Origin of the sequence: Tumebacillus amylolyticus, from assembly GCF_016722965.1 — a bacterium.
Classification (GTDB): domain Bacteria; phylum Bacillota; class Bacilli; order Tumebacillales; family Tumebacillaceae; genus Tumebacillus; species Tumebacillus amylolyticus.
The window spans coordinates 47,231-68,069 of record NZ_JAEQNB010000008.1 but is presented as its reverse complement, the minus strand read 5'-3'; the positions used below and the strand labels follow the sequence as shown (position 1 = coordinate 68,069).

Annotated in this window: 22 protein-coding genes; 17 read left to right on the top strand and 5 right to left on the bottom strand. The window is 53.7% G+C overall.

The window, feature by feature from the left end; all coding sequences use genetic code 11:
* Positions 1 to 92 precede the first annotated feature (92 nt).
* From JJB07_RS20805 to JJB07_RS20795, 3 genes are all read left to right on the top strand, one after another.
* Positions 93 to 620, top strand: coding sequence for an isochorismatase family protein (locus JJB07_RS20805; protein WP_201638034.1), 528 nt, complete (start codon positions 93 to 95; stop codon positions 618 to 620).
* Between the two features lie 32 nt (positions 621 to 652).
* Positions 653 to 2,479 carry a DEAD/DEAH box helicase gene (locus JJB07_RS20800; RefSeq protein ID WP_201638033.1) on the top strand — a complete coding sequence of 609 codons (1,827 nt, stop codon included), beginning with the start codon at positions 653 to 655 and terminating at the stop codon, positions 2,477 to 2,479.
* Between the two features lie 120 nt (positions 2,480 to 2,599).
* On the top strand, positions 2,600 to 3,484 hold the full coding sequence (locus tag JJB07_RS20795) for an acetamidase/formamidase family protein (protein ID WP_201638032.1): 885 nt from the start codon (positions 2,600 to 2,602) through the stop codon (positions 3,482 to 3,484).
* A 38-nt stretch (positions 3,485 to 3,522) separates the two neighbouring features.
* On the opposite strand, the gene JJB07_RS20790 is transcribed toward JJB07_RS20795, so the two are convergent.
* Together JJB07_RS20790 and JJB07_RS20785 are read right to left on the bottom strand one after the other, a co-directional pair.
* On the bottom strand, positions 3,523 to 6,966 hold the full coding sequence (locus JJB07_RS20790) for an efflux RND transporter permease subunit (protein WP_201638031.1): 3,444 nt from the start codon (positions 6,964 to 6,966) through the stop codon (positions 3,523 to 3,525).
* A gap of 105 nt (positions 6,967 to 7,071) precedes the next feature.
* The gene (locus tag JJB07_RS20785; RefSeq protein WP_201638030.1) at positions 7,072 to 7,269 is read right to left on the bottom strand and encodes a sigma factor G inhibitor Gin; all 198 of its coding nucleotides are present in this window, start codon (positions 7,267 to 7,269) and stop codon (positions 7,072 to 7,074) included.
* Between the two features lie 198 nt (positions 7,270 to 7,467).
* On the opposite strand from JJB07_RS20785, the gene JJB07_RS20780 reads away from it, so the two are divergent.
* Genes JJB07_RS20780 through JJB07_RS20770 form a run of 3 tightly spaced genes read left to right on the top strand, consistent with a single transcriptional unit; the run spans position 7,468 to position 8,910 of the window.
* Positions 7,468 to 8,184: a glycosyltransferase family 2 protein gene (locus JJB07_RS20780; RefSeq protein WP_201638029.1), complete on the top strand. Its 717-nt coding sequence runs from the start codon at positions 7,468 to 7,470 to the stop codon at positions 8,182 to 8,184.
* A complete protein-coding gene (locus tag JJB07_RS20775; RefSeq protein ID WP_347338382.1) occupies positions 8,181 to 8,564 on the top strand; it encodes a DUF2304 domain-containing protein in 384 nt (127 codons plus the stop codon). Before JJB07_RS20780 ends, JJB07_RS20775 begins: the two co-directional genes overlap by 4 nt.
* Complete coding sequence (locus JJB07_RS20770) at positions 8,557 to 8,910, top strand: EamA family transporter (protein WP_201638028.1); 354 nt, start codon at positions 8,557 to 8,559, stop codon at positions 8,908 to 8,910. The genes JJB07_RS20775 and JJB07_RS20770 overlap by 8 nt, the downstream gene beginning before the upstream one ends.
* A gap of 72 nt (positions 8,911 to 8,982) precedes the next feature.
* On the opposite strand, the gene JJB07_RS20765 is transcribed toward JJB07_RS20770, so the two are convergent.
* On the bottom strand, positions 8,983 to 9,249 hold the full coding sequence (locus tag JJB07_RS20765) for a pro-sigmaK processing inhibitor BofA family protein (protein WP_236588274.1): 267 nt from the start codon (positions 9,247 to 9,249) through the stop codon (positions 8,983 to 8,985).
* 326 nt (positions 9,250 to 9,575) lie between these two features.
* Entirely contained in the window at positions 9,576 to 9,884 is a 309-nt protein-coding gene (locus JJB07_RS20760; RefSeq protein WP_201638027.1) for a DUF2508 family protein, read from the bottom strand.
* A 98-nt stretch (positions 9,885 to 9,982) separates the two neighbouring features.
* Between JJB07_RS20760 and JJB07_RS20755 the strand changes: the two genes are divergently transcribed.
* From JJB07_RS20755 to JJB07_RS20720, 8 genes are all read left to right on the top strand, one after another.
* On the top strand, positions 9,983 to 10,675 hold the full coding sequence (locus JJB07_RS20755) for a glycoside hydrolase family 191 protein (RefSeq protein WP_201638026.1): 693 nt from the start codon (positions 9,983 to 9,985) through the stop codon (positions 10,673 to 10,675).
* An 82-nt stretch (positions 10,676 to 10,757) separates the two neighbouring features.
* Positions 10,758 to 12,389 carry a spore germination protein gene (locus JJB07_RS20750; RefSeq protein WP_201638025.1) on the top strand — a complete coding sequence of 544 codons (1,632 nt, stop codon included), beginning with the start codon at positions 10,758 to 10,760 and terminating at the stop codon, positions 12,387 to 12,389.
* 4 nt (positions 12,390 to 12,393) lie between these two features.
* Positions 12,394 to 13,479, top strand: a complete 1,086-nt coding sequence (locus JJB07_RS20745; RefSeq protein WP_201638024.1) for a GerAB/ArcD/ProY family transporter — start codon at positions 12,394 to 12,396, stop codon at positions 13,477 to 13,479.
* On the top strand, positions 13,424 to 14,701 hold the full coding sequence (locus JJB07_RS20740; RefSeq protein WP_201638023.1) for a Ger(x)C family spore germination protein: 1,278 nt from the start codon (positions 13,424 to 13,426) through the stop codon (positions 14,699 to 14,701). Before JJB07_RS20745 ends, JJB07_RS20740 begins: the two co-directional genes overlap by 56 nt.
* A gap of 21 nt (positions 14,702 to 14,722) precedes the next feature.
* Positions 14,723 to 14,896, top strand: a complete 174-nt coding sequence (locus JJB07_RS20735) for a hypothetical protein (RefSeq protein ID WP_201638022.1) — start codon at positions 14,723 to 14,725, stop codon at positions 14,894 to 14,896.
* Positions 14,897 to 15,715: 819 nt separating this feature from the next.
* Positions 15,716 to 16,495 (top strand): hypothetical protein, encoded by a 780-nt coding sequence (locus JJB07_RS20730; RefSeq protein ID WP_201638021.1) that lies wholly within the window; start codon positions 15,716 to 15,718, stop codon positions 16,493 to 16,495.
* Positions 16,496 to 16,885: 390 nt separating this feature from the next.
* On the top strand, positions 16,886 to 17,107 hold the full coding sequence (locus tag JJB07_RS20725) for a DUF1659 domain-containing protein (RefSeq protein ID WP_236588273.1): 222 nt from the start codon (positions 16,886 to 16,888) through the stop codon (positions 17,105 to 17,107).
* Positions 17,108 to 17,138: 31 nt separating this feature from the next.
* Complete coding sequence (locus tag JJB07_RS20720) at positions 17,139 to 17,357, top strand: DUF2922 domain-containing protein (protein ID WP_201630347.1); 219 nt, start codon at positions 17,139 to 17,141, stop codon at positions 17,355 to 17,357.
* Between the two features lie 83 nt (positions 17,358 to 17,440).
* Here JJB07_RS20720 and JJB07_RS20715 read toward each other — a convergent pair whose 3' ends face one another.
* Positions 17,441 to 17,803, bottom strand: a complete 363-nt coding sequence (locus JJB07_RS20715; RefSeq protein WP_201638020.1) for a winged helix-turn-helix transcriptional regulator — start codon at positions 17,801 to 17,803, stop codon at positions 17,441 to 17,443.
* Positions 17,804 to 17,932: 129 nt separating this feature from the next.
* On the opposite strand from JJB07_RS20715, the gene JJB07_RS20710 reads away from it, so the two are divergent.
* From JJB07_RS20710 to JJB07_RS20700, 3 genes are all read left to right on the top strand, one after another.
* On the top strand, positions 17,933 to 19,132 hold the full coding sequence (locus tag JJB07_RS20710; protein WP_201638019.1) for an MFS transporter: 1,200 nt from the start codon (positions 17,933 to 17,935) through the stop codon (positions 19,130 to 19,132).
* A gap of 5 nt (positions 19,133 to 19,137) precedes the next feature.
* The gene (locus JJB07_RS20705; protein ID WP_201638018.1) at positions 19,138 to 19,980 is read left to right on the top strand and encodes an aldo/keto reductase; all 843 of its coding nucleotides are present in this window, start codon (positions 19,138 to 19,140) and stop codon (positions 19,978 to 19,980) included.
* Between the two features lie 199 nt (positions 19,981 to 20,179).
* Entirely contained in the window at positions 20,180 to 20,773 is a 594-nt protein-coding gene (locus tag JJB07_RS20700) for a hypothetical protein (protein ID WP_201638017.1), read from the top strand.
* Positions 20,774 to 20,839: the final 66 nt, after the last annotated feature.

Here is a 20,839-nt window from a genome sequence, read left to right as displayed (position 1 = left end):
ATACTTCAATTTCCCGTGTCGATTTGTTTTTCTCCTTGTCAGCATCTACCTTCTCAGGCATAGTGAAGCTATTGAGAGAGGAGAGATGCGCGGTGACGCAAGTTTTGCTTGTGATCGATGTGCAACACGGGATGTTTACGATGGACGAGCCGGTATATCGGGGCGCGGAGTTGCTGCAGACGTTGCAGAACTTGATCGGACGAGCTCGAACGGCGGGTGTTGAGGTCATCTATGTTCGACATGAGGGTGGACCGGGGCATTTGTTGGAACGCGGCAAGCCCGAATGGGAGATTCATCCGGAGATCGCACCGCTTGCGGGCGAATTGGTCGTGGACAAGAATCGGCCCGATTCGTTTTTCGAGACGGTGTTGCAAGAGGAATTGCAAGCGCGGGGCGTGACAGACTTGGTAATCTGCGGAATTCAGACGGATGTCTGCGTGGATACGACGACGCGGCGGGCGTTTTCGTTGGGGTATGACGTGACGTTCGTGGCAGACGGGCACAGTACGTGGGACAGTGAATTCGTGACCGCACAGCAAAAAATTGATCATCATACAGACCTCATGCTTCGTTTTGCAGATGTGAAGCGGGCGGAGGAGATTGAGTTTTTCGGGGAATAATACTGGTACAACCAACTGATGGAGGACATTTCATGACGACTTTTTCCCAACTGGGCGTACGCCCGGAGCTGGTGAATCTTTTACAGAGACACGGCGTATTAGAACCGACGCCGGTACAGGAACAGAGCATTCCGGCCCTCATGGACGGGCGGGATGTGATTGCGCAGGCACAGACGGGCACAGGCAAGACCTTGGCGTTCCTGCTGCCGATTCTGGAGACGTTGGATGTGGAATCCGAGCATGTGCAAGCGCTGGTTGTAACACCGACGCGTGAGTTGGCGCTTCAGATCACAGACGAGGTAAAAAAGCTCGCTCCCGCCGTCGGCGCTCGCGTGCTCGCCGCGTATGGCGGGCAGGATGTCGATGCGCAAGTTCATAAGCTGCGCGGGGCGATTCATCTGATCATCGCGACGCCGGGGCGTTTGCTGGATCACCTGCGTCGCGAAACGGTGGACCTCGGGAATTTGAAGATGCTGATCTTGGATGAAGCGGATCAGATGTTGCATATCGGGTTCTTAAATGAAGTGCAACAGATTATGGACCATGCGCCGGCAGATCGGCAGATGATGCTGTTCTCCGCGACGATGCCGAAGAACGTGCAAGACTTGGCGAAGCGGTATATGCATGATCCGGTGAGCGTGCATGTGCAGAGCAAGCGTGTGACGTTGGATGAGATCGAGCAGGTTGTCATTGAGACGACGGATCGTGACAAGTCGACGGCGTTGATTGGGTCGATTCGGAAGTACAACCCCTACCTCGCCGTGATCTTCTGCCGGACAAAGCGTCGGGCGAAGAAGTTGACGGAGGAATTGGTGGCAGAGGGTTTTGAAGCCGATGAGTTGCACGGCGATCTGTCGCAGGCGAAACGCGAGCAGGTGATGAAGCGGTTCCGGGATGCGAAAATTCAACTGCTGGTTGCGACGGACGTTGCGGCGCGGGGGTTGGATGTTGAGGGCGTGACGCACGTGTTCAACTATGACATTCCGTTTGATACGGAGAGTTACATCCATCGAATTGGCCGAACGGGTCGTGCGGGACAGCGTGGGGTTGCGGTGACGTATGTGACTCCGCGAGATCGCGGGACGTTGGGAGCGATTGAGGAAGGCATTGAGAGTTCGATTCACAAGCAAGTGACCCTGCCCAAACGTAGCGGGGAGAAAAAGGAGTTCGGCGGCCGCGGCGGAGACCGTGACCGTGGACCTAAGCGTTCCGGCGGGTACGGAGACCGCGATAAAAACCGTGGTGGCCGCTCCGGCGACCGAGAAAAACCACGCGGAGGCCGTGGGGACAGAGATCAACAGCAACGCGGCGGTCGTTCTGGCGGTGGTTATGGTGATCGTGACCAGCAACAACGCGGTGGTCGCACTGGCGGTGGCTATGGTGATCGCGATCAACAACAACGCGGTGGTCGCACTGGCGGTGGCTACGCAGATCGTGACCAGCAACAACGCGGCGGACGTTCGGCTGGTGGCTATGGTGATCGTGATCAGCAACAACGCGGTGGTCGCTCTGGCGGTGGTTACGCAGATCGTGATCAACAACAACGCGGTGGTCGCACTGGCGGTGGCTACGCAGATCGTGACCAGCAACAACGCGGCGGCCGTTCGGCTGGTGGCTACGCAGATCGTGACCAGCAACAACGCGGTGGTCGCTCTGGCGGTGGCTACGCAGATCGTGACCAGCAACAACGCGGCGGTGGCTATGCTGACCGCGACCAACGTGGCGGTCATGAATCGACTACTGAAATGCAATCCCCGTACGGAAACGGCGGAGTTCGTGCTCGAAATACCGGCAGTCGTTCCGGTGGACGTCCTCCCCAAACTTCAGGTGGCGGTCGCGGCGGTCGTCGCGGACGATAAATGTTTGAAAAAAATAAGACCTCAGCCCAATCGCGGGCTGGGTCTCTTTTTTTTGACGCATTCACTGAATTGCCTTATGATTTGAATAACTAAAAAACGTATCCAGGAGGATGGACGAACATGCATCGAATCAGCAAAGACAACATGATCTACGCCATGTCCAAAGACCACGCCCCCGTACTCACCGTCGAAAACGGTGCCCACGTCACATTCGAAACCTGCGACTGCTTCGAAAACCAAATCACCGCCGTCGACACCCCGTTTGCCGAGTTGGACTGGAACCGCATCAACCCCGCAACCGGCCCCGTATTTGTAGAAGGTGCAGAGCCCGGCGATGTCCTTGCCGTTCGCATCGAGCGCATTCAACTCGCCTCTCGCGGCGTCATGGTCACGGGCCCCGGACTTGGCGTCATCGGCGACGACCTCCAAGAAAACGTCATTCGCCTCCTCCCCATCGAGAACGGCGAAGTGGTCTTCTCCGAAAAAGTACGCCTCCCGCTGAACCCGATGATCGGCGTCATCGGCACCGCTCCGGCAGGCGATGCCATCTCCTGCGGCACCCCCGATGCACACGGCGGCAACATGGACTGCAAGATCATCACCGAAGGCACGACTCTCTACCTGCCCGTCAACGTCCCCGGTGCCCTGTTCGCCCTCGGAGACCTCCACGCCGCCATGGGCGACGGTGAAGTTGCTGTCTGCGGTGTCGAAATCGCGGGCGAAGTCACCGTCCACCTCTCCGTCCTCAAAAACAAAGACTGGCAGCTCCCGATGGCCGAAACCGCCGATGCCGTCTACGCCATCGGATCAAAACCGCTCCTCGACGACGCCGCCACGCTCGCGACGAAAAACATGGTCCACTACCTCGAAACGGAACACGGTCTGCCCAAACACGAAGCCATCGCCCTCCTCTCCCTCGCCGGCAACCTCCAAATCTGCCAAGTCGTCGACCCCCTGAAAACCTGCCGCTTCGAGCTGAAAAAGTCGGTCTTGAAGCAACTATGAAAAAAAAAGAGACCCCCAACCGGGAGTCTCTTTTTTTCTTACGCTTCTACAGCTTTCACCTTCGCCTTCTCCTTGCGCTTGCCAAACAGGGCGAAGCGGATGTTGTCCAGGATCGTGTAGGCGATCGGGACGACGAGGAGGGTCAGGAGAGTGGACGTGGTCAAGCCGGAGATGACGACAATCGCCAGCGAGCGGGAAATCAGCCCGCCGTCGGACGAGATCGCCAGCGGGACCAAAGCCCCGATGGTCGCAACGGCCGTCATCAGGATCGGGCGAATCCGCGTCGAGCCTGCTTCCAGCAGGGAGTCGTGCGTGTTCATGCCTTTCGCGCGGTTTTGCATCACGCGGTCGATCAGGACGATGGCGTTGGTGACGACGATCCCGATCAGCATCAGAATCCCGACCATTGCCGGCATGCCGAGCGATTCGTTCGTCAAGTACAGACCCGCAATCGAGCCCACGAAGATGAACGGAAGCGAGAACAGAATCGCCAGCGGAGCCAGCATCTCGCCAAACGCCACCATCATAACCATGTAAACCAAGGCAATCGAAACGCCAATCGCCAACGCCATGTTGGTGAAGCCGTCCGCCATCGCTTTCGACTCGCCTTCGAAGTAGTACGTCACACCCGCCGGAACGTTCAATTTCGCCAGTTCCGCTTCGACGTTCGCTTGAACCCCCGACGTGTTGCTGTCGGTGATCTTGCCGGAGATGGAGACGTACTCTTGCTGGTTCAGGCGCTGGATCGAGGACGCGCCGTTTTTCTGCTCCACTTTGGCGACGTCGCCGATCTTGACTTCCTCGCCGGCCATGTTGGTGAGCAACTGCGCGGCGATTTTGTCGGTGTTGTCCAGACCGTCGACTTTCAGGCCGAGGTTGAGTTCGGTCGTCTTGCCGTCAATCGTGACGTTCGTGACCGAGGAACCGGAGAGCATGTCGCGCACCGCGCCCATGATCATGACCGGGTTGATGCCTTTTTCCGCCGCTTTGGCGTCGTCGACGGTGATCGAGACTTGCGGACGGCCGCCTTCGAGGTTGGTTTTTACATCGGCGACGTTGGCAACGCCTTCGACCGTTTTTTTCATCTCGTCGGCCGCTTTTTTGATCGTGTCGAGGTCGGGGCCGTTGACGACGAGGAACAGGTCGCCGCCTCCGGTGATGCCGCTCTTGCCGGAGATCGCCGTGTTGATGCCGTCGCCGAAATTATTCGCCGCCTTGGTCTTCTCACGAACCGCACTTTCAAAAGCGTCACCGTCGGTGTCTTCCTTCAACGTCGCCCGTACGCGCACGCTGCCGGCATGGACGGTGGTTTGGTAATCGGTGACCGCTTTCGTGTCTTGCACGATCTGCTCCATCTCAAGCGCTACTTTATTGGTAGCATCCAGAGAAGCACCGACCGGCAAGTCGGCGGTGTAGTTGTAGTACACCGCTTTTTCCGCGGGGAAGAAGTTCTTCGGAATCTGCGTGCTGAGAAGTCCTGTGCCTCCAAGCAGGGCAAGGCAGAGGATGATGATCAGGGTCTTGTGCCCCAGCGACCAGTGCAAGAGCTTCTGATAGCCGCGTTGCAGCGGCCCTTCGCGATGCTCAACCGGCTTCAAGTTCAGCAGGAAGAGTCGCGACATCAACGGCACGACCGTGACCGCGATCAGCAGAGAGAACGCCAACGCGATGACGACCGACCAAGCAAACGGGGCAAAAAACTTGCCGACGATGCCCGGCACGAACGCCAGCGGGCCGAATACCGCAATCGTCGTCACCGTCGAAGAAGTAATCGCCGACGACACTTCGCCCGTCGCTTGCATGACGAGAGAAGCGTTGCGGTCTTCCTTGCTCGACGTCTGGATTCGGCGGTAGATGTTTTCAATGACGACGATGGAGTCGTCCACGACACGCCCGACGGCGACCGCTACGCCGGCGAGAGTCATCATGTTCAAGGAGTAATCCATGTACTTCATCACGATCATCGTCACGAGAATCGACAGCGGAATCGAAAGCAACGCCACGATGGTCGAACGCAAGTTGCGCAAGAACGCAAGCGTCACGAGCGCTGCCAAGAGCGCACCGAAAATCGCTTCGCGCAGCATCGAGTCCACCGATTTTTTCACCTCGACGGAGTTGTCGCGGAGTTTGGTGATCGAGTAGCCGTCCGGAAGCGTCAAGGCGTCGAGTTTGTCTTGCACGCCTTTGACCACGTCGACGGTGTTCGCTCCAATCGCCGGGTACACGCCTGCGACGACCGCCGGTTTGGAATTCAGACGGGTGTAGGAGCCTGCGTCCCCGACTTCATACGTTACGTCGGCGATGTCGGAGAGCTTCAACGAGCTGAGCGAGACGCCCGCTTTGGCGGAGTTTGCGTCAGGTGCGGACGCTTTTTGCCCGGAGGAGGACTTCATGCCTTCCATGAGCTTCTGCGAAGACTCGCCCGTTGCTTTCAGCGCGTCTTGAATTTTGGTGAGGTTGCCTTGCAGTTCGGTGATCTTGGCTTGCTCCCCTGCGAGTTTCGCTTGCAGAGGTTGTTGTTCTTGCGGCGTGGCCGCTTTTTGCAGAGCGGCTTGGTCCTGCAACATCTGCGCAGACAGTTGGTTGATGCCGCCCATGATCTGAATTTCCTGTTGCATCAAGGCTTGTCCCTGTGCGAGACTCCCCATACCTTGGCCCATCGTGCCGACGGCGGAACCGAGTTGGCCCATGCCGTCCCCGATCGATTTGAACGCGTCGGTGATGCCGTTCATGTTCTGCTCGACGAGGATGAGGTTGACGTTTTTCACATCGTCAATCGAGGTGAGTTGCTTGCCGACTTGTACGTTCATCGATTTGCCGTCGATGGTGACGGAACCGGTCGGAGCGGACACGTTGTTGGCAAGCAGGGCTTGTTTGACTTTATCGAGTGTCAGGTTGTGCTCTTTGAGCTTGTCCGGGTCGATTTTGACGAACATTTTCTTGTCCGCAGACCCGTCGACTTCGATCTTGGAGACCCCGTTGACCGCTTGGAGCGACGGTTGCAATTTCTGTTCAATAAACTGCTGGACGGTCGCTTGGTCCGCACCGCCTCCATCGACCGCAAACGTGTAGATCGCGTCTGAAGTCGGACCTTGCTTGGCGACTTCCGGTTTTTTCACACCGTCCGGGAATTGGACTTTGGAAAGTGCCGTGTTGACGTCCTTCTCCGCGTCGTCCATCGATTTGGACATCTCGAACTCAAGCGTCACATACGCGGCGTTGGCCATCGACGTGACATAGAGGTTCTTGACGCCGCTGACGGTCGCCAATTGGGTTTCCATCGGCTTCGCGACGTCCTCCAGCACTTGCTCCGGCGTTGCGCCCGGATACACGGCGGTCGCGGAGAGATACGGGATGTCGACGTTTGGCAACTGCTCCATTTTCATCGTTTTGACGGAGTACAGCCCTCCGCCGAAAATCAAAAGGATCACCATGAAGATCAAGCCTGCGTTCTTCATGGAGAACCATGTTAATTTCTTCATTTATACTCTTGCCCCTTTCCCACTGCTCTCTCCCTTACATTTTACTGACTCACGGGTCATAAAGATAGCGGGAAAACTTGCAGTCACAAAAAAGTCAGCAATCCCCTAGGAGATTGCTGACATCCAGATCTGTTTCATGCGGTCGATGTAATACGGGTACTTCTCGTCTTGGGCGTCGGTCTGCACAATCTCTCGTTCGCACTCTGTGCAGAGGAACGACTGAAAGATTCGAATCCCCAACTCCTTCTGCTGCGAACAAACAATGCACGTGCCTCCGGTCTCGTTACAGTTCCGTTCTTCCATCCTCGCACATCCTCTCGAAAAATTGCGTCTACTATCAACCCAGTATAGCAGGATCGAAGTTTTTTATACGTTATGAAAAAAAGCCGTTCCCTGTGCGTGTCTTCCAATTACACGCAGATAAAGAGTTGTAGTTTGCCAAAACATCGGTCATACTAAATACTGGCATCCGACTATTCTAGTAGAAAAGGCGAGGAATTCATGAACGAGACTCCAAAAGTTCTGGTGATCATCCCGGCCTACAACGAAGAGGGCAGCATCGCCCACGTCATCCAACGAATCCAATCGGTTTCCGATGACATCGACGTCGTCGTCATCAACGACGGCTCGCGAGACGCCACGGTGGAAGTAGCCCGTGCTGCGGGAGCGACCGCCGTCATCGATTTGCCGTTCAACCTCGGCATCGGCGGTGCGATGCAAACCGGGTATCTCTATGCACATAAAAACGACTACGACATCGCCTTGCAAATTGATGCGGACGGTCAGCACGACCCGTTTGACATCCCCAAGGTGATCGAGCCGATCCTGCGCGGAGAAGTGAACTTCACCGTCGGCTCTCGATGGGTGGAGAAGACCGCGTACAAATCGTCTGCGGCGCGCCGGGTCGGCATGGTCATCTTTTCCCGCTTGATCAAGTGGGTGACGGGTCAAGTTTGCAAAGACCCGACCTCCGGCTTCCGAGCGGCCGACAAACGCGTCATCGAGATGTTTGCGAACTACTACCCCGTGGACTACCCCGAAGTGGAAGTGCTCGTCCACATCTCGCGCCGCGGTTTGAAATTCCGTGAGATCGCCGTGGAGATGAGCGAGCGCCAAGCGGGCTCCTCGTCGATCACGCCGATCAAATCGATCTACTACATGGTCAAGGTCGGCCTCGCCGTCCTGATCAGCGCCACGCGCAAGGAGGGGGCTCTGTGACCGTGTTCAACACCCCTGCGATCTACGTGCTTTCAATTTTGTTCTCCTTGTTTTTTGTCCTCTTCGTACTCTCCTTAGTTCGCCGCCGCCGGTTGCGCGAACAATATTCGATCATGTGGATCGTGCTCGGCGTCGTCATCGTTATCGTCTCCGTGAAATCGGACTGGCTGGTGGAGCTCGCGACCTGGCTTGACGTCGTCTACGCGCCGTCGCTTTTGTTCCTCATCGCGCTCCTGTTTTGCTTCGCGTATCTGCTGCATCTCACCGTGGTCATCTCCAAGCTCTCCGACCGCGTCGTGAAACTGACGCAAGAACTGGCGATCTACCAACACCGCGAACGAGAAGCCGCTTTGAAAAAGGAAGGTGCCCTGCATGAGTAAGCTCGTCCTCTATGCTCTCCTGCTCGGCAACATCCTCTTGCTGTCCGGCGGTCAGATCGTTTGGAAAAACGCCCTCTCGAACATGAGCGGCGGTTTGACGATCTCAAACGTCCTGACCTCGCCCGGCGTCTACATCGGGGGCTTCATGTACGTCATTGCGACCGGACTGTGGTTCGTGATCCTCAACAACATGAAACTCTCCGTCGCCTATCCGCTGCAAAGTTTCGCGTACGTGATCGGAATTTTCTCCGCGTGGTTGGTGTTTGGCGAGAACATCCCGCTCACACGATGGATCGGCGGCGCGGTGATTCTGGTCGGCGTCTTCCTCATCTCATTGAAATCGTAACGAAAAAAGCCCGTGTCCCGCACGTCTGAAACGTCTGCGGAGCACAGGCTTTTTTTTTTTCGATCCAAACGGTCAGATCAACCAGAGGTGGATGATGACCAGTGCAGCGACACCCGGCAGGCCAAGCAAACCTGCTGTCAACGCCGTCGCCGGGTTCAGGCCGATATGGAACCCGAAGTATCCGCCCGCCAAATTGACGAGCACCAACGCCACCACGCCGACGATCAAGCCGCGCACGAGATTCATCAGCGCCGTGCCCGGTTCGCGTACAAATTGGGTGACGAGGTAGAGCACTACAACTGCACCGATCATCAGCCCGATCACTTGCCAAGCTGTCATATTTGCCTCATTCCCTTCCCCTTGTCCTCCTTCCTACTCTATGCACAACCGAGGAAAGAGATGATAGGAGGGCAAAAAAAAAACGGCGACACCGCAATTGCGGGTCACCGTCTCAATGGAGCGGTTGGCGGCGTACGCCAACGCCCTGGGAGGCCATCCAAAATGTTAAACTTTGGTTGGTTACTTCTTAGTATAGCAGAGTTTGCGGGAAATATGCATCTTTTTTTGTTTCCAAATTGTGAAAAACAAAATGAAAATCAAGATGATGTTCTGACTTTCCATCGTTTAACCTTTAGGCAAGTGAGGAAAACACCAAGAACCGCCCCTCATCGGGACGGTTCCGGGACAGGCGTTTCCCCAGTGTTGTAGCGCTTTTTTGCTTCCCTAAGTAAGTACCCGTACTTGCGTTCGGCGGCCTCCAGATAGTAAATGGCGTGGTCGATCAACTCCGGTTCAGACACATGGTCGATGTGCTGTTGGGCGATGGCCCACTCCTTGCGAGCTGCGTCAATTTCTTGACGAAGCTTCTCAAATTCGGAGGGTTCCTCCTCCATCGGGCCGCGACCGCGCAGCCAGTTCGTGACGCGTTGCCAACGACTCTTGTGGGGTTGGCGCGCTTTTTTTTGCGTATCCACGAGTTTGCCCCCTTCTCGTACCTCTCGTTTCACAGGTAGTAGAAGTATAGTCGGGCCCTCTGCAGGTTATGACAACGACACACCGAAATTCCTAGGCTATGAAAACATTTCAGATCTACTACGGGCCTGTTACGACGGAGATTTCGTTATGGGGCTATGACATGGTGATTGTGGAACCGCGGCATGTGAACGTGGAGCAAGTGCGCGCGTGGAAAGCGGCGGGGACGGTTGTGATCGGGTATTTGAGCGTGCTGGAGACTCCGACGTGGAATGAGGCGCGGTACGTGAAGACGCGGGGACTGCGGAGTTACAGACACTTCCCGGAGTGGGACTCGTACCTGATGGACATCCGCGATTTGACGTATCAAGGGATTCTGTTGCAAGAAGTGTTGGACGTCATCCTCGTGAAGGAGATGGACGGCGTTTTTCTGGATACGGTGGGGGACATGGAGGAGTATGTGGCGGAGACGCGCTTGCGAGAGGAGATGTTCGCGGCGTATCGGGACTTTTTGCAGAGGTTGAAGGTGTTGGCTCCCGAAGCAATGCTGATTCAGAATCGCGGGTTTGATACGTTGCCGCTTGTAAAGTCATGGCTCGACGGCGTCCTCTGGGAAGACTGGCGGGGGGAGCTTTATCAGGATGCGTGGGTACAGGAGAGGCTACGGTTACTGCGGGATGTCCGAGTTTTTACCGTGTCGGCCAGCTCAGACCCCGTTCATGAAAAAACCTCGCGCAAGCTCGGGTTCACGCACTTGACCCGAGATACGGACTATCTTAAAAATCCCGTGTAACCGACAACAAAGAAACGCGCATACACGCCCCCGTTTGAGGAAACGTAATACCTAAGAAGAAACTTCCATCTCAGGAGGGACTATGGGAACTCCGACAAAATTCAAGCGTCTCCTCCACAGGCTGTATTCCACCACCGGTCCCGTCGATCGTTTCTCTCTGGGAGATCGGAAGGGATCGGAGGCACCTGAACTCTCCTCGCATCCTGAGCCGTCCTTTACTTCCAACGCCCGGGAAAATGCGAAGCTCTTGGAACAGTTGTTTCATTATCCAAAAAATAAAGGATTCACCTCCAGCACGCTCGCCCTGCCGAACAAGTCCGGACAATGGGGGGCTGCGTATCTTTTGTATGTCAAAGGGTTGGTGGATCAAAATTTCCTAAACGCACGGGTCGTTGAACCTCTGCAGAAAATCGCCTTGGATTGGGATCGAGACCGGACGAGAGCGGTTCAGACTTCGGTGCTCAAAACCACCTCCTCACTGCCAAGCCAGACGCTTCAGCAGGTACAGGAGATGATGCTGCGCGGTCATGCGGCCCTGTTTCTCCCGCACTCCCCCGTCTGCCTGCTCGTCGATGTGGCAAGTGTCATGGGTCGCAAAATCGGAGAGCCCAAGACCGAAATTGTCATCCGGGGATCGCATGAAGGGTTCGTGGAAAACCACGACCTGAACATCGGTCTGATACAAAAGGAAATGCTCAACCAGAATTTGATCGTGGAAAACATCATGAACAGCGGTACCGTGCAGGCGCGCCTGTCCATGCTGTACTTGGACAATCTCGCCAATCCAAAGCTGGTGGAGGAAGTCAGGAGACGTCTGTCTCTCATACAAGTCACTTCCTTGCTGACGTCCGGTTCGGTCGTTCAACAAATCGAGGATGCCCCGTATTCGTTGATGCCGACGTTGGCCGTCACGGAGCGGCCGGATCGTTCCTGCGCGATGATATTGGATGGACATGTCATCGTCCTCGTGGATCACAGTCCGTTTGCGATCTTATGTCCCACCACGTTTTGGACGATGTTTCACACGTCCGAAGAGTACAATCTGCGGATGTATTACGGAAATTTCATCCGCCTGATCCGCTTGCTTTCCTGTTTTTTCGCGTTGTACGCACCGGGCATCTACATCGCACTCACCAATTTTCAACCGGAGATGATCCCGACCGATTTGATGCTCGCCATCGCCGGGAGCCGGGAGACGCTTCCGTTTCCAACCTTCTTGGAAATTCTGATCATGGAATTTGCGTTTGAGTTGATTCGGGAAGCCGGGTTGCGCTTGCCTTCGGTGATCGGGTCGACGATTGGGATCGTAGGGGCGCTTATCTTAGGGCAAGCTGCGGTTCAAGCCAACATCATCTCTCCGATTCTCGTCATCTTGGTTTCGATTACGGGGTTGGGCTCGTTTGCGATTCCGAATCAAGACTTGAGCTTTGCCATTCGCATCTTCCGATTTGTTTTTCTCGCGCTGGGAGGTACGCTTGGCTTTCTGGGGATTTCAGTCGGTACGGTGTTTATGCTCGCCCATATCGTCTCTCTGCAATCGTTTGGAGTCCCTTTCATGGCTCCGCGTTTTCCCCACATGAAGTCCAATCGCGACTTTATCTTCCGGGGGCAAAATTGGCTGCAAAAAGTCTACGGGCAACACACGCGACCGCAACAGGAGGAGAGATTCCACAACGAGGAAGGCCGTCAATGGGATCATCCAAAGGAGGAGTAACCGGATGATACGCGATGGACATATCGGATACAAGGAATGGATGTCGCTTGTCGTGATCTCGGTTGCGGGGAAATTGTTCAATCCCAGTTCCCTCTTGATGATTTCGAGTGGGCAACGCGCTGCGTGGATGATGACGCTGCTCTCCGGATTCGTGAGCCTGGCCGTCGTGATTTGGATTCTTCAGTACATGGGTCGGCATCCGGGCATGAGTTGGTTTGAAATCTTGGAAATTCGGATTGGACGCTGGGCGGGGCAACTGTACATCGGGATGGCGGCGGTCGGGTTGATCATGAACGGGATGTTGAATCTGCGGCTGTTGGTGGATCAGATCAAGATCGTCACCCTGCCCGATACCCCCGTTTGGGCGCTCCTCATGACGACCCTTTTGATTATGCTGTACCTGTGTTACAAGGGGCTGGAGACCATCGCACGGGTGAGTCATATTTTTTTACCGTGGTTGCTGGGCGTCGTGGTCTCGTTGTTCCTCTTGCTGGGCAATCGGATCGAGTTCTCTCATTTGTTTCCCATCTTGGGACCCGGTGCCCCGTCTCTTCTGATCGAGGGTTTCAAACACTCCTTTTACTTCGGGGAGATTCTTGCGATGCCGTTGTTCGGTCATCTGGTTCGTGACCCTGCAAGTTTTCGAAAAGGCGTGTTGCGAGGCTCTCTCTACGCGGTGGGACTGACCGTGTCGTTGCTTTTTTTAGAAGTCACCGTGATTGGCTGGCCTTCGCTCGGGATGGTCTCGTTTCCCTTTCTGGAGTTGGCCCGCTTGATCTACTTGAGCCGATTCGTTCAGCACTTGGAGGGAATCTATGCGTCCGTGTGGCTGATGATCGCCTTCGTGCAGCTCGCTTTGGATCTCTATATGGCGTCGTACTTTTACGCCACGATGTTTGGGATCTCCAACTTTAAGCCGATGCTTCCCTCGTTCGCCTGCTTGATGTATATTCTCGCGCTGATCCCCACGTTTTTTTATCAGACGATCCAGTTCAAGGACACGTATCTCGTCCAGATGGGAGGAGCTGTCTTCTATGGCATGGTCGGATTGTTGCTTCTCCTGTTGGTCGTTCGGAAAAAAAAGACCTAACCCGTTGCTTGTGGGAGTCTTGCTGCTCGCGATCCTCTGCACGACCGGCTGTTGGGACCAAGAGGAACTCGAAGACTTGGCGTTCGTCACGATGATCGGGATTGAAGAAGGGAACGAAAAAGAAATGGTTCGCGTGACCTACGACATCTCGAATCCCAATGCGTACGGCCGACAGCAAGGAGGTGGGGATCGAATTTCCTCCTCCCAGATCATGACGCTTGAATATCCGAGTCTCACGGTCACGCGTGATCTTTTTAACATCACGATTCCCCGTAAGATTTCGCTCGTCCACACCAAAGTGTTGATCGTCTCCGAGTCGTTTGCGAGAAAAAATTCAGTGGTTCGGGCCATTGAGTCCCTCATCCGCGAACGGCAATTCAGACGTGACATCATCTTGATCACGTGCAAAGACTCCGCCGAGGAGTTCATCCGCAAAAACAAACGGGTGTTGTCGAAAGCGAACTACAAGTATTTTGATCTGATCTCGCAAACCGGGGATACGACCGGCTACATCCCCACCGCGCAGTTGCATGAGTTTCTGACCAGTTCTGAAGAATCGGGAGAGGTCGCGACCACGGTATACGCAGGGCTGAGGGAGAGCACGGACTATTCGGACTCGAAGAATCGAGATACGTTCTATGCGGGTGAACTCGTTTCGCATTACCCGAATCCTGTTCAATTGATGGGGACCGCCTTGTACCGCAGTGACGTGATGGTGGGCCGAATCGATGGCGCCGAGACCACCTACATGCGACTTCTGCGAGGGGATCTGAAACGGTACCATCAGATGTTTTCCGACCCTTTGAAAGACAAGAAGTACTTCGCCTGCTCGATTTTCCAGCAAGAAAAACCGGATATCCATGTCGATCTCTCTCATAAACCGTACCAAATCAAAGTGAAAGTTCCCATCGACGCAGACTTGGACGCCCAACAGTCCGATGTCAATTACGCCATGTCGGAAGATCGGATCAAACTCCTTCAAAATCAGATGAACAAATCGTTGGAAGCGGCATCCCAAGCCTTGATCCATAAAGCGCAGACCCAATGGAAAGGCGACATCTTTCGCTTCAATCAAAAAGCGAAACAGCAAGTCTGGACCGATCCCGAGTGGGACCGAGTGGATTGGGCGAACCAATTTCCCAAAGCGCGCATCACGGTGACGTTTGACTGCAAGATCCGACGAACCGGCAAGCAATTGGGGCCGTTTATCCCCCAACCCTAAGGAAGTTGAGGAGAGTTTCCTTTGAAAATCCTGGTACTCATCTTGCGTCTCTTGCCCCTCGTCGCCGTCCTCCTGTACACCATTGGGTACGGCGTTTCGTTGCATCGAAAAAAACAGAAGGGATTGTTCGCCTCCTGTCTTCTCGCGCTCCTCAATGTCGTGGCGGTCGTGCTGTTGTATTACATTCGTTCGTAACCGTACCGAGTTGGACGCCCTTGGATTTCAGTCTATCGAGAATACGAGTCCTGGCCTGTATGAGCGTCGTACAGGCTTTTTTGTCGTGCTCCTTCGACCTGTTGACGGTGAAGGTCGTGCAAATGCCTGGAAAGCTCTGCGCATTGGATGGCCTTGGGGTAGTTTTGCTTTTGGTGGAACTCTTTTGCGAGTTGGAGGCATCCGATTGAGTTTGGAGCAGTTCGATGGCTTTATGAACGGCACCAGTACGCATTTGTATTTTCGCAAGCTGGTGGATAAGTGAATCCTCCGAAACTCCACTGGACTCGAATATAAAGTCCACATTTACTCCCAACCGCTTCGCAATCTCAGACAGCATGTGAAAAGAGGGTCTCGCATTGTCCGATTCCATCCGGAAGATTATTTCATATGTGCACAGCCCGGTTGCCAATCCTCCCTGTGTCATTCCTGACCTTCCAGTAGTAAAGTAACTTCAAGCGTTCACCGACCACCGCCACCTCACGGCTCCTACGATCACCTTCGAACAAACTCGATGCATGGAAGCCGAAGGTAGCTGACGGTTATCCTCCAAATGGCTAACAAGAATCTTCGAGCAAATTCCTTCCGCAAGTTCAGTTTGCGAGAAGCCTTTTTCAATCCGAATATGTTTAAATCGCTGACTGATCGTCATCGTTTGATCCGATAACATTTGGCGTATAGTCTCCGCGAAACTCACATGAGTGAATTGTTTTTACTATATAAAAAAATAAATGGAGGTTTTTCTATTTCTCCGAGGAATGTTACTTGTATGCAATTCATTAATGACTAGGAGTGGTTCTTATGCTTGAAAAAAAATTCGTTATTCCAGCGGCATTACTTCTTATTTCTTTCAGTTCCTCAAGTACTTCTGCGAGTGAAGCAATTCAAGGGACACTTGAAGTAAAGGATAAGTACGTCACCGAAGGGAAAGGTCTTGAGGCTTCCTACCTGCCCCTTCCGGAGGATCAAGGAAAACAAGTAAAGAATCTTAAAGTCATGGTCGACAACACCTTCAAAGACAATATTCATAAACTGAGTGGAAAAAGCACAGATGGCAGCGTCCACAACAACTATATCCCCGAACCTGACCCTACGAGCTCACCTTACCTCAATACGAACGTAACGTGGAGCGGGAGTCACCAACTTGAATGGACTGTATCAAATGGACAATTCCTCTTTTTCAATCGTCCTGATACCTACTACTACACCCAAAATGCTACAACAACCGGCTTTGATGCCTTCACAGGTAAGGTTATGTCCACCGCCGCGAACGCAACCGGTACCTATCTGACGATGCGTTTAGCAACCGTATCCAAAATGGCACGATGGTTTGACTGGGCGAATGGCCTGGGAAAACCATTCAACTTCGGTGATTGGGCAGTAGGTGGTGCGAGTTGGGAGATCCAACAAAACATCCCGCTCCTTGGGAAGATTTGTACAGCTCCAGTACCCTATTCCGGTACTCAAACTGTGATTGTGTATGAGAGTAATGATGGTTCATACGGTAGCTGGCATGATCGGTATCAATTTGTAATAGATCCAACCGGAAAGGTTAGTATTACTACTTGGCAAGTATCTTAATGAAAAACGCCCCAACAGTCTAGAACTGGTTGGGCGTTTTTTTGCTTTGCTAATGAACCAAAAACTCTATCAGCCAAATAACAAAAGTAGTCATTGTAGCATCGAGTAAGAGCCCTACTTGTAAGATCGGTTTTTTGGAAAACCATCTCCTCGCGATGAAAACCAACAGCATACAGATAAACACGGTGACCACTTGTCCGATTCCCAATGTTGAGGTGCTCCTCCCATCAAATATTGTGGTACATGGATACTTCCTTATTTTCTTATTTATGTGTTACTTCCTTCTTTTTGTTCTAGGTCAAAAATTTTTTCAAAATCTTATGTGCACTTTTGGCCCTTGCGTGCATGGTAGGGGGTGTAAGGCCAAAACACCTCTGGAGGGATGCAACAATGATCAACACCAACCAAGGCTTAACGAGCATGGCGCTTCGTCTGCAAACCGGATTCGATGAGAAAGGCGCACCGCAGTTCAAGGACAAAACCTACTCCCGCGTGCTGCCGACCGCCACGCAGGACGACGTGTTCGCCGTGGGCGAAGCACTCGCTAGCCTCAGCTCCTACAAGCTCCACCACATCCAACTCCTCAGCCGTGAAGACCTGACCCGCATCTAATTTAAAACCACCCACTAGGAGGAACTCCCCCATGGAAAAACGCGATCTCGAACTCTACTTCACCACCAGCCTCAAGAAAAAAGTCAAACTCGTCATCCCGGAACCGAAGCCGGACATCACCACCACCGAAATCCACGCCGTCATGGACCTCGTGATCGAAAAAGGAATCTTCGGATTCCCCCAAGGTCTCGCCGTCGAGAAACTCTCGGCCCGCATCGTCGAGTCGAACGTGCAGAAGATCGAGATCTAGCACAACAGAACACCATGCGAAAAAAGAGACCCTCGACGTGAGGGTCTCTTTTTCATGCGGCGTTGCTCTCATGCGATTGCCGCTTACTGGTTCAAGATGCTGTCTTCAAGCACCGAGTGCTTGTCCCCATAGACTTTAATGATGTGCTTCTCTCCCCAATGGCACAGGGAATCGAGAATTCCGGTCAGACTCTGCCCGTACTCGCTGAGTTCGTACTCGACTTTCGGGGGAACTTGGTTGTAGGCGATGCGGTTGATGACGCCGTCGTGTTCGAGTTCGCGCAATTGCTGGGTGAGCATTTTTTGCGTGATTTTCGGCATGAGGCGGCGCAGTTCGCTGGTCCGTTTGGTTCCGTGGGTGAGGTGACAGAGGATGACCGTTTTCCACTTGCCCCCGATGACTTCCAGCGTTGCTTCGACGGAAATGTTGTATTTTTTCTGAGTCATGAAACATGCCTCCAGCTTCGTTTGAGGGAACTTTTTAGTACCTACCGTACAAAAAAGTACGTTCTTATCTTTTCGTACTCTCTCCTCCATAATACAGTTCATAGTTCATAACGACTAGGAGGGATTGAAATGGCTTTAGATAAAAAAGCAAGTACGTTGGCACTGCTCGCCTTGGCGGTCAGCGCATTTGCCATCGGCACCACAGAATTTATCTCCGTCGGCCTGCTGCCGCTCGTCTCTCAAGACTTGGGAGTCTCGATCACGACAGCCGGACTCACGGTGTCTCTATACGCTCTGGGCGTGACGTTCGGCGCCCCGATCTTGACGACGATGACGTCGGGGATCGCACGGAAAACGTTGCTCCTGTGGATCATGATCGTGTTCCTGCTCGGGAACTCCATCGCGGCGAGTGCGACCTCCGTTGGCATTCTCTTGCTGGGACGTGTGGTCTCCGCTCTGGCGCACGGTGTGTTCATGTCGATCGGCTCGACGATTGCGGCAGACCTCGTTCCGGAGGACCGCAGGGCGAGTGCGATCTCGATGATGTTTTCAGGATTGACGGTGGCGACGGTCACCGGGGTTCCGATTGGGACGTTCCTCGGACAGCAGTTTGGTTGGCGAGTTGCGTTTTGGGCGATTGTGGCGATTGGGATCGTCGCGTTGATCGCGAACCTGACGCTCGTTCCGTCCACGCTGCGCAAAGGCACGGCCTCGAAGTTCCGTGACCAACTCAAACTGGTGAAAAACGGCCGCTTGCTTCTGATGTTCATCATCACCGCGCTTGGCTACGGCGGGACGTTCGTTGTGTTTACGTACCTGTCTCCGTTGTTGCAAGAGATTACCGGATTCGGCGCTTCGACCGTTACTGTGATTTTGTTGGTGTACGGAATTGCCATTGCGATTGGGAACGTACTCGGCGGGAAAGCGGCGAACCGCAAACCGTTGAAAGCGTTGTTCTATATGTTTATCCTGCAAGCCGTTGTGCTCGCCGTGTTGAGCTTCACCGCGCAGTACAAAGTCGCTGGCTTGGTGACGATCCTCCTCATGGGCTTGTTCGCTTTTATGAACGTGCCGGGGTTGCAATTGTATGTCGTGTTGTTGGCAGAGCGGTATGTGCCAAGCGCGGTGGACGTGGCGTCGGCGATCAACATCGCGGCGTTCAATGCGGGGATTGCCATCGGGTCGTACTTCGGCGGGTTGATCACCGATTCGATCGGGCTTCGTCACACGCCTTGGATCGGGGCGTTGATGGTCGTGCTCGCGGTGTTGCTGACCGGCTGGAGTCTCGGTCTTGAGAAAAAAGCACAAAAAACGAATTCGGAGGTTTGATGATCATGACGACAAATCTGCAATCGACAACCACTTTGCATAACGGGGTAAACATGCCTTGGTTCGGCCTCGGCGTGTTCAAAGTAGAAGAAGGACAAGAGCTCGTGAACGCAGTAAAAACGGCGATTCAACACGGCTACCGCAGCATCGACACCGCCGCCATCTACGGAAATGAGCAAGGCGTGGGACAAGGGATTCGCGAAGGGTTGGGGGTCGCCGGAATTTCGAGAGAGGACGTGTTCGTCACTTCGAAGGTGTGGAATGCGGACCTCGGGTACGAAGAGACGAGAAAAGCGTTTGAGACCAGCCTGAGCAAACTCGGCTTAGACTACTTGGACCTCTACCTGATCCACTGGCCGAAAGCCGGGAAGTACAAGGAAGCATGGCGTGCGTTGGAATCTCTCTATGCAGAAGGCCGTGTCAAAGCGATTGGCGTGAGCAACTTCCAGATTCACCACTTGGAAGACTTGATGCAAGACGCGAAGGTCAAGCCGATGGTGAACCAAGTCGAGTACCACCCGATGTTGACACAAAAAGAACTGCAAGCGTACTGCACGGAGCAAGGCATTCAGTTGGAAGCGTGGTCTCCGCTGATGCAAGGGCAGTTGTTGGACAACCCGGTCTTGCAAGAGATCGCCGATGCTCACGGCAAGTCCATCGCCCAAGTCATCCTGCGCTGGGACTTGCAACACGGCGTCGTGACGATCCCGAAGTCTACCAAGGAACAGCGCATCGTGGAGAACGCGACTCTGTTTGACTTCGAACTGACGGCAGGCGAGATGCAGAAAATCGACTCCCTGAACCAAAACCACCGTGTCGGCCCGGACCCAGACAACTTCGACTTCTAAGACCCCAGCACATGAAAAAGGCGACCTGTAAACAGGTCGCCTTTTTTATTTAAGTATGCAAAAAACTTGTCTTCCATATATAAGGGTACTAAAATGGAAAAATATTGATGGTGTACAGAGATGAGATTCACTCGATGAGCTATGACATCTCAAGTACGCAACATACGAGGAGTAAGCGATAGCACAAGGAGGAGTGGGATTGAACAGATCACGCTGGTTTTTAGGTGCATTGGCAGGAGTTGTATTGGTTGTAGGTACTTACTGGGTTGCCGCGAATCAAGTCGATAAGCATCACCATCAGGAGTATTCTACTCATGTCTCCAAGGCGATAACGGATGTGAAAATGGCAGATCAAGCAGTACGAGACCTTCAGAGTCGTTGGGGAGACGTATCTCAACTGGAAGTCATGAATGCTCTGCTGAATGTTTCAAACTCCTTGAAAGCCGCAGAAGTTGAAGCTGACAGCCTGCAAGGGTACCTACTGTACCATGATGACCCAGATTTCGGTCCCAGTACCTCTTTTATTTCCGAACTATTCTTAGACTACAGAGAGGCTGTCGACTCACGATTGCGACAAACAGTAGATCTAGAAAAAGGGAGTGCAAAATGGAACACACTCCAAACAGATCTCAAATCGATGGGCGAAGACCTCCAGTACCTCTCAGAAGTTGATCCGTCCAAAATTCAAAACGCGAAGGCATCAGATATGCGTCAATACTGGTCGTCTTATACGGAGAACCTCAAGTTTCCGGAGGTCAAGAAACGTTACAAGGATACACATCCGCAATCGTAGACTGTACTCTCACCCTTTACGTAAAGGTAGGAGGCTCCCTTCCTATCGCTTGCGACAAAGGGTTTT